We start from the raw sequence: 9,541 nt of genomic DNA, 5'->3' as shown, positions 1-9,541 counted from the left end.
ACTATAGCTCCATCACCTGAGAAGAGGTGGTGGCAGGTGCGTCTTGAGATTGGGTGATATCACCCAGCTCTATGGTGTCTAGGTATTGCGCCAGAGCCGCAATCGATGGGTTGGCAATGATCGCTGATAACGGGATCGCAATCTGGTGCCATTTCTGGGCATTGCGCACGAGCTGCACTGCTAAGATGGAGTTACCACCTAGACGATAGAAGTTATCATGGATACCGACTTGTTCCAGTTCTAATGTGGTTTGCCAAATTTGGCAAAGCGTTTGTTCAAGCGCTGTGCGCGGCGCGGCGTATTGGTTTGATGATGACATCTGCGGTAGCGGTAGTGCTTTGCTATCTAGCTTTCCGTTTACGGTGAGTGGCATCGCCGTGAGTTGGATGATGCTATCCGGTACCATATATGCTGGCAGCTGCGTTCGTAGATGGTTAAGTAATAGCTCGGCGTCAAAATAAGCATGGTTTTCCATCACAGCATAGCCACTTAGCGCCGTTTGATTTTGGCGTGTATAGGTGATCACTGCTGCTTCTTTAACACCGCTACAGCTGAGCAATTGGGATTCGACTTCACCAAGCTCGATACGATGACCCCTGATCTTCACTTGGTTATCCAAACGACCTAGGTATTCTAAATGACCGCTTGGTAATAATCTGGCGTTATCACCGGTTTTGTAAACGCGGGTGAGTTTGCCATTGAGCGTTAGCTCGAAAAAGCGAGTGGCGCTCAGCTCTGGTTGGTTCAAATACCCAATCGCCAAACCTGCACCAGAGATAAACAGCTCTCCAGGACAACCCACAGGTACGGGACGTAACTGACTATCCAGCACCCAAGCCTGCATATCATTGAGCGGCACGCCAATGTCAGCAATCTGGGTATTCATGTTAGGGTGTAAAGGTTGATAGGTGACATGTACCGTGGTTTCAGTAATACCGTACATATTGACCAATTGAATACGCTGACCAAAGCGTTGCCACCAAGGACTCAGTTTATCGTAGTTGAGCTGCTCACCACCAAAGATCACAGTACTAAGGCTATCGAGCGACGCCACCGCAGAAATGGCAACGTCACTAAAATTATAGAATGCACTGGGAGTTTGGTTAAGCACGGTGACAGCAAATTGCTCACACTGCTTTACAAAACCAAAACTGTCTCTTGCTTCTTCGTAGCTTGGAATAAACAACCGACCGCCATGACACAGTGCTCCCCATATTTCCCAAACACTAAAGTCAAAAATCGTATCGTGATAAAGCACCCAAGTATCTTCGCTATTAAAGTGGTAAAGCGGTTGACTGGCAGATAGCAAGCGCGCAACATTTTTATGGCTTTGAATAACGCCTTTAGGTTGGCCCGTCGTACCTGAGGTGTAAATTATGTAGGCTGCAGAATCAGGCGACGGTTGGCAAAGTGCAATATCGCAAGGCGCGAATGTATTATCCAAGTTTAACAGTGGCCAATTTGATTGCTCATTTTCGCTCAAGCTTTGCTGACTTATGGTGTTAGTTAATACTAACTTGAGTTGAGCATCGTCAATAATAAAAGCATTGCGGGCAGCTGGCGCTCTTGGCGATAGCGGCACATAAGCGGCGCCAGCTTTCATGATGGCGAGCATTGCAACCACTGTGTCAATGCCGGGCTGCAGGTATAGGCCGATATACTCAAGCGTGCCATACTGCTTAAGAATATGTGCAGCAAGGCTGTCTGACCGAGTACTTAACTCCTGATAGCTTAACTCCGTTTGACTGGTGATAAGTGCAGTTTTCTGGTTGCGAGACTGCGCGTGATGCGTAAATAGTGACAGCAAATCTTGGCTTTGGTGCTGCGCTATTTGAACATCGCGCTCAATATGGTTTTGTAAACTCAACTGCTCAAGTGGTAATTGCCCATCAACGCTGATAAGTTGCGCGAGAATATGACTAAAGTTGTCACTTAAGGCATCGATAAACCAAGGATCGTAGCGATTTAAGTCAAACTCCCATAACATAGTGACCGAATCATCCTGATCTTGCCCCATACGGGTAAGCACCACGATATTTATCTCAAACTTAGCCGCTTGACTGCTGATCGCCTCGAAATACTCAATATCACCTAATCCCGGAAGCGTGAGCTCTGGGAGTGGTGAATCATGGAAGCTAAAACAGATCTGGAATAACGGGTTGACGCCTTTGATGCGCTCAGGGTTTACGTCCGCAACGACTTCAGTAAATGGTAGGGTTTGATTGGCCAGCATATCGTTACTGACTTCAAAACAATGCTGTACCAGTTGTTCAACAGACATTTCTGGTGTTTGCTGAACTCGCGCCACTACGGTGCTGACGAGCATACCAATGGTATCATCCACATTGGTGTAGCCTCGGTTTGCAACGCCAGAACCAATACAAATATCCTGATCGCCACTAAAGCGCGAAAGGACAATATTTAATGCCGCAAGGGCAACGGCGAATGGCGTGATCTGATGCGTTTGGCTGTAGGCTTTTAAATTGTTCCATAGCGAACGAGGCAGTTTAACCCTGTGTGCGCGACCACGTTCGGTTGCGGTTTCGCCGAGACGAGAAACAGGCAAGTTAATACGGCTCGGTGCGTCTTGAAGTTGTGCCTTCCAAAATTGACGTTGCAACTCGGCTTGCTCTGTTCCCAACCATTGATGCTGATAGGCTGCGTAATCGGCGTATTGTGTGATCTCAGGCAAAGTACCTTGGCTTGCGCCATTCAAGCGCTGTTTATAACAACTAAATAGGTGATCAAGGAAGATGTTAGAAGACCAACCATCATGTACTAAGTGATGTTCAATATGAATAAGTACATGTTTACATTCGCTAATTTTTACAATTGCCCAGCGTGCCAGCGGTAATTGGTCAATCGCAAAAATATCATTCATATGACCATTAACGAGTTTATCGACCTCAGCTAATGCTTGTGCTTCTTGATACTCACTAAAGTCAAAGTAAGGCACGTCTTGCTGGTAGTGCTTTGCAATATACTGCAGCGGCTCATGTAAGTCGTAGCTAGTACGGAAAATCGCATGGTTATCAACGATATCCTGTAATGCACCTTGTAGTGCTGGTACATTTAAATCGCCACTGAAGGTGATTGTACACTTTGCATGATAGGCTTTATCGCTTGGATCGGCTTTGGCTAAAAACCAAATCGCGCGTTGTTGCAGTGATAGCGGGGCGACTTCCTCAAAATCAGCACCGCGCTTTGGAATCGCAATGGTTTCAAAGTGTTGAGTTTGCATTGCCTGCCATACTAGTCCAGCACTACGATAGCGATAGATTAGATGTGTTGGCACGCTTAAGCCGAGCTGCTGAAATAACTGGTTGCTAAGGTTTATTGCGGAGATGGAGTCTCCACCTTGTTGGAAAAAATCTTGTTGCCAGCCAAGGCCAGGTAAACAGAAACCTTGAAACTGCGCTAAAAAAGCTTGCTGTTCTTGGCTAAGCTGATCTTGCGGTTGGTCTTGTTGGCTACTTAATTCGTAATTAGCGAGTGCGCGGCTATCTACCTTCCCGTTTTCGGTCATGGGTAATGCGTCTAAACATTGATAGTGATCAGGCAGCATATAGTCTGGCAGTAGCTTTTCTGCTAACTGGCTGATGTGTTGTCCAAGGTCTGCTGTAGGTTCACTATGAGGAACGATAAATGCGACCAAGAACTTAGCATTACCTCGTTGTACTACTTGGCAGCTTGCAAGTTTTACTGCCTCATGTTGGGCAACAACTTTTTCTATTTCACCTAACTCAATACGAAATCCGCGTAGCTTAATTTGGTTGTCATTACGACCAACAAAATGATAATTATCACCGTCAAAACTTACTAAGTCGCCAGTTTTATAAAGTCTAGCGAAGTGCACAGGGTCGACTTCTGCTTGATAATAGGGGTTGGCGATAAATCGAGATTTTGTGAGTTCAGGACGGTTTAAGTATCCTTTTGCTAAACCTGCACCACTAATATAGAGCTCACCGATAGCGCCATTGGCTACTTGTTGCAATTGCTCATCTAGCACATAAAGTCTGGTATTCACAAAAGGTTGACCAATATTAAATTCGGAGTCGGCATTGGTATATTCATTGGCGCAGGTGCACACGGTATATTCGGTAGGACCATAACCGTTAAACACTCGAGTGACTTCTGAAAGTCGAGAAAGCATTTCTAGGTTTGGGGTTTCTCCTGCGACGATTAATTTGCGCATAGAGCGCAAATCTCGGGGATCCATCAAAGCCAGCAATGCAGGAGGGATAGCGCCAAATTGAATCGCATTTTTTGAGATCAATTGGCTTAGCGCTTTGGCATCGCGTCGCTCGGTTTCTGTCGTTACAAATACAGTTTGGCCCAACATGATATGCACGAGCAGCTCAAATACACTGGCATCGAAAATATAAGAGGCAAACATCATAACGCGGTCAAGTTGCTCTAGTTCAAAGCGGCCAATTTGTGACTCGGCTAAATAAAGTAAGTTTTGGTAAGGTACTTCTACGCCTTTTGGCGTGCCAGTGGTGCCCGAGGTGTAGATCACATAGGCAATATCACTCATTTTATAATCAGGAGTAACAAAGGCTTGCGTTGCAGGAGATTCGATCAACACTTGAGGTGTGTTGCCAAATTGTGGCAGCGCTTGATAATGCCCATGGGTGACGATAAGCGCCGGTTGGCTATCTTCAAGAATAAACTCGCAGCGAGCTTTGGGTGCCTCAGTGGAGATAGGGATATAACCCAATCCTGATTTGATTGCCGCTAAGATCCCCACGACCATATCAATGCCGCGCTCGAGATATAGTGCCACATAAGGCGATTGAGATTGGCTCAGATTCGCTTGTTGCTGAATATTCGCGGCGACTCGTGTTACCTGCTCTTCAAGTGCTTGATAGGTGACTTGCGTACCGTTAAATACCAGTGCAACTTTATTGGCGTATTGGCTGAATGCCTGCGTTAATAAGATCTGCGGCTGAGTGCTGTAATCAATAGGAGACTGGGCGGTCATTGAAGTAATCCTTTAAATATAAAAATGCTCTTTGTGTACAATATGTAAAGAATGTGTTTGAAATGTGTATTTTGTGATTTTGAGTTGGATTGCCGTCTTCTCAGCTTTTGCATATGACAAAAAGTCGCTACCATGGGGCATCAAACCAACCAAGGAATCATCATGAAAATCAAACCTCTGGGCACGCCCTTTTCGGCAACTGCTTGCAAAGTATTACTCTGCGGTGGTGGCGAGTTAGGAAAAGAAGTCGTTATCGAATTTAAGCGCTTGGGTGCAGAAGTGATTGTCTTAGATCGCTACGACAATGCGCCAGCGATGCAAGTGGCAGATCGCAGCTATACCTTGTCTATGTTGGATGGTGAAAAACTCAAAGCGATTATTGAACAAGAACAACCTGATTATATCGTGCCGGAAATCGAAGCCATTGCGACGGATAAGCTGGTGGAATTAGAGACTGAAGGTTACACGGTTGTGCCAACCGCCAAAGCGACTCAACTGACCATGAACCGAGAAGGGATCCGCCGTCTTGCCGCTGAAACGCTTGGGCTTGCGACTTCACCCTATCAATTCGTTGACACCTTGGCAGACTTTAATGCTGCTGTCGCGCGTATCGGCATGCCGTGTGTGGTTAAGCCTATCATGAGCTCGTCAGGTAAAGGGCAAAGTGTGATTAAAAGTGCCGCGGATATCGAAGCGGCTTGGCACTATGCTCAAGAAGGTGGGCGTGCAGGTCAGGGCAGAGTGATTGTGGAAGGTTTTGTTGATTTTGACTACGAAATTACGCTGCTAACCGTACGCCATATCGATGGTACGAGTTTTTGTGAGCCAATTGGACATGTGCAACAAGACGGTGATTATCAGCAAAGCTGGCAGCCGCAGCAGATGTCAGCACTCGCGCTAGAGCGCAGCAAAGCGATGGCTGAAAAAGTCACGGCAGCGCTGGGCGGTCGGGGTCTGTTTGGCGTTGAACTCTTTATTAAGGGTGATGAAGTTTACTTCAGCGAAGTCTCACCAAGGCCACATGATACCGGCATGGTCACGCTTATCTCGCAAGACTTAAGTGAGTTTGCGCTGCATGCTCGGGCAATTTTAGGTTTGCCTATTCCTACCATTCACTTCAATGGGCCATCAGCATCTAGCGTGATCCTTGTCGAAGGGGAGTCAACACAATTACAGTTCAACAATCTTGCACAAGCGCTTGCAGAGCCACTAACGGATATTCGTTTATTTGGTAAACCAGAGGTGAGTGGCAAGCGCAGAATGGGTGTGGCGTTAGCGCGCTCAGACTCGGCTGAAAGTGCTGTCGAGAAAGCAAAGCAAGTGGTTGCACAAGTAGGAATTACGTTATGAACGCAAATACCCGCGTACTTGACCCATTAGTATTGGGGTTTTGGCGGCTATTAGATTGGCAAATTACGCCGCAAGAAAATTTACGCTTTTTAAAGCAAGCGATTGAGCTTGGAATACGCGATACTGATCATGCTGATATTTACGGTGAGTATCAGTGTGAGGCGGAGTTTGGCAAAGCCTTAGCGCTTGAGCCTAGTATTCGAGAGCACATTCGGATCATCACTAAATGTGGCATTAAGCCCGCATTTCCGAGCTTGGGATTAGCGGGAAAGGCGAACCACTACGATTCGAGTAAGACGCATATCATTGCCCAAGCGCAGCAATCACTAAAGCATTTCGGCACGGATAGGCTAGATGTGCTGTTGATCCATCGCCCGGATTATCTGATGGATGCTGATGAAGTTGCCGATGCGTTTCATACCCTCAAACAAAACGGCGATGTGCTGCATTTTGGGGTCTCGAACTTTACACCCAGCCAGCTTGCCTTATTACAATCGAGACTCGATTTCGCTTTAGTGACTAACCAAATTGAGTTTTCACCTTATGAGATGAAAGCGCTTGACGATGGCACGCTTGATCAGTGCCAACAACTAGGCATAAACCCTATGCTGTGGTCGCCGCTGGCGGGGGGCAGAATATTCTCCAGTGAAGATGAAAAAGCCAAACGCCTGCGTGCGGTGCTACAGCAAGTGGGTGAAGAGATTGGTTGCACTGAAATTGATCAAGTGATCTACGCATGGCTTGCCATGCATCCATCGAAACCCGCCACTGTGCTTGGAACGGGAAATATCACTCGAGTTGCCAGCGCGTTTGCTTCACAGTCACTTAGCATGAGTCGCGAGCAGTGGTATCGCATTTGGACAGCATCTACTGGGCATAGCGTACCATAAAACGTTACATACGTGGATTGAAGCCAATTTACGCGACAGCCTTATAAATTCAGCCACAAAAAAAGGGCCTTTCGGCCCTACGTGTTGCAGCAAGTAAAAATAAGGTGATGCGGCTGTCACAGGACCGCTCACCTTTGGTCATCACAGATTAAAATCTAATCCATAACTTACGTATGCTTTGATATCGTCATTACTGTCTAGGTCGGTTTTTACTAATCCAAAGGTAAAGCCTTGCGTAGATAAACTCACCCCGTAATCCATATAAGCATCGTCTTCACCTGTCCACTCAAGCACTGTGTCTCCGCTGGAGCGACCAATATGTAGAGTTAATTCACTGTCTTTAAAAATGGGGAAGCTGGCCGACACTTCGGCATATAGCATGTCTTCTTCTGTGGTTGAGTCGCTTTGCGCTGTAGCTAGGTGGCTGAGTTTAAACGTAAAGTATTGCCAGCCAAGCGCGGCGTAAATCTCGCCAAAATCAATATCTCCACTGGCATCGGGATAGGCGTAGTGGATATAACCGAAATCAAAACTCATGCCCTTGATTTCGCCAGCGTAACCCGCGTACAGATCCATTTCGTAACTGGCGGAGTCGCCAAAGTCGATGTTAGAGACCCAAGTGCCTGCATAAAACCCAGACTCATTACTATAATCCAAGCCGCCAGACACCGCTGCGCCGTCATCAGTCTGGGTGATACCACGCCAGTAATAATTTGAGCTTGCCGCAATATTCGCGGTCACTTCCGCCTGAGCAGAGACACAAAAGCACGCAGTCAGGCCGCCGAGTAGCATAAGCAAAGGTTTGTTTTTCATTCTGTTTTCCCCATTGAACACAGAGTTATTATTCGGTTGTTGTCATTGCATTTTCTGCAAAGAGTAAGTGCAAGAGGGAGGCCAATGTCAGGAAATGGCGGAGAATTTATTCTATGTTGTTAAAAATATTGGAATTTAATTTCTGAGTTTCGAAAGTAGGACATAATGATTTGCATAAGTGTTGCACATGGCTGGTGCAAAGTACCACAGCCTGCACAGTAATAATGCAAGCTGTGTTTGGAGTCAGTCGTTATCCAAAGATGGTGCGCATTAAGCTGATGGTTTCATCAACACTGCGGCCTTTTTCCACTTCAGCGACTATCGAGTCACGTTTGGTGCGAATATGCTCTGGAATAGACTCATCCGCGAGTGCGCGGTCGACTAACACTTCTGCTGACTCTTTACCGCGGCGTAGTGTTTTTTTGCCACCACTGGTGCCGCTGCGCTGAGGTTTATGCAGTAGCTTAAAGTAATTGGAGTTAGTGGCGGTGTCTTTATCCGCGTAATAAAACAGGCATGGTAGCAGCGCTTTAATTTCAGCAAGTTGCGTTTCAAACTCATCCACAGGAGCGGCCATCGTATACCATGGCATTGCTTTAATGGTGCTGACGACATCGGTCCAGTAACGCTCAAAATCGCGATTGTTTAGCTTAGCAACACCAAGCGCTTGGCATAAAGCGTCAAGCTTGCTCGAGGTTATTGGTGTGAACACATCTGGGCGACGCATTGCTAATAGGCGAGTAGCTGGTGCAAGCGTTGGCTTTTCCTCGCTGCCAGCAAAGGCACTTAAATACCCGACCATAAATGATTGGTAATGCTCGAGCGTCACGTCACCTTCTGCCGGGATTGCGGCTAGCGCTTCATCAAAAGCACCCGGAAGGTCGTCTAATAACTGGTGAAAGCCTTTTGCACTTTTGGTGGAGGCAAACCACTCTACGTCAAATTGATACACGCTGGTATCTAAATTTGCAGCATGCTTACCGCTAAAGGCAAGGCGATCTTCTTTGATCATGTCTTTAAGTGGGGTGCTGCGCATTGGTTTAAGGTATTCAATCAGTTTTAATTGCTCATCTAGTGCAATTACTTCTTTGTGACTGGTAATAAATGCAGCCACCATAGGCCAAGGCGCAATGCGTAACGTTTTGATTTGTAAAAAGCTAATCGCTGCGATGAGCAGATCTTGTAGCTTTTTCACTGTGGGTAATTGATGGTCATCCAGTAAATCAAAATTGATACGATTTTTCGCCACATCAAGCAGTTCATAACACCAACCAAGAAAATCTTCAGGGTGATTTTCCACCTTAACCGCCATCAGATTAAGGCTGATCTCCGTGGCCTGTTTGAGGATATTTTGATAGATCTGACTTTCTTGTTCGCCCAAGGCCATGTTTGACGGTGATATGAGCAGTTTCTTCATGCGGGTTAGATACTCCAAGTTTGATTAATAAACCAACCAGTAAAATATAGCTAATGACGCTAAAAACTGGCAAGGGCGAGGATCATA

5 protein-coding genes are annotated in these 9,541 nt (G+C 46.4%); 2 read left to right on the top strand and 3 right to left on the bottom strand.

Annotated elements, in window-relative coordinates:
* Position 1 precedes the first annotated feature (1 nt).
* Positions 2-4,984 (bottom strand): non-ribosomal peptide synthetase, encoded by a 4,983-nt coding sequence (locus CTT31_RS17030; protein WP_260491622.1) that lies wholly within the window; start codon positions 4,982-4,984, stop codon positions 2-4.
* A gap of 162 nt (positions 4,985-5,146) precedes the next feature.
* Between CTT31_RS17030 and purT the strand changes: the two genes are divergently transcribed.
* Both purT and CTT31_RS17020 read left to right on the top strand, forming a co-directional pair.
* On the top strand, positions 5,147-6,334 hold the full coding sequence (purT, locus tag CTT31_RS17025) for a formate-dependent phosphoribosylglycinamide formyltransferase (protein ID WP_010378237.1): 1,188 nt from the start codon (positions 5,147-5,149) through the stop codon (positions 6,332-6,334).
* On the top strand, positions 6,331-7,224 hold the full coding sequence (locus CTT31_RS17020) for an aldo/keto reductase (protein WP_260491621.1): 894 nt from the start codon (positions 6,331-6,333) through the stop codon (positions 7,222-7,224). Before purT ends, CTT31_RS17020 begins: the two co-directional genes overlap by 4 nt.
* A gap of 141 nt (positions 7,225-7,365) precedes the next feature.
* Here the strand turns inward: CTT31_RS17020 and CTT31_RS17015 are convergent, their stop codons facing one another.
* Both CTT31_RS17015 and CTT31_RS17010 read right to left on the bottom strand, forming a co-directional pair.
* A complete protein-coding gene (locus CTT31_RS17015; protein ID WP_211858799.1) occupies positions 7,366-8,037 on the bottom strand; it encodes a TorF family putative porin in 672 nt (223 codons plus the stop codon).
* Positions 8,038-8,287: 250 nt separating this feature from the next.
* Positions 8,288-9,454, bottom strand: coding sequence for a hypothetical protein (locus tag CTT31_RS17010; protein WP_260491620.1), 1,167 nt, complete (start codon positions 9,452-9,454; stop codon positions 8,288-8,290).
* Between the last annotated feature and the right edge of the window lie 87 nt (positions 9,455-9,541).

The organism is Pseudoalteromonas maricaloris, from assembly GCF_024746855.1.
Lineage (GTDB): Bacteria > Pseudomonadota > Gammaproteobacteria > Enterobacterales > Alteromonadaceae > Pseudoalteromonas > Pseudoalteromonas maricaloris.
Note: the sequence above shows the minus strand (reverse complement) of the source record. Positions and strands in the feature narration are given on the sequence as shown.

Excerpts from the sequence above, each read along its gene's own strand:
- purT (WP_010378237.1), top strand. The coding sequence starts at position 5,147 with ATGAAAATCAAACCTCTGGGCACGCCCTTTTCGGCAACTGCTTGCAAA.
- CTT31_RS17015 (WP_211858799.1), bottom strand. The coding sequence starts at position 8,037 with ATGAAAAACAAACCTTTGCTTATGCTACTCGGCGGCCTGACTGCGTGC.
- CTT31_RS17030 (WP_260491622.1), bottom strand. The coding sequence starts at position 4,984 with ATGACCGCCCAGTCTCCTATTGATTACAGCACTCAGCCGCAGATCTTA.
- CTT31_RS17020 (WP_260491621.1), top strand. The coding sequence starts at position 6,331 with ATGAACGCAAATACCCGCGTACTTGACCCATTAGTATTGGGGTTTTGG.
- CTT31_RS17010 (WP_260491620.1), bottom strand. The coding sequence starts at position 9,454 with ATGAAGAAACTGCTCATATCACCGTCAAACATGGCCTTGGGCGAACAA.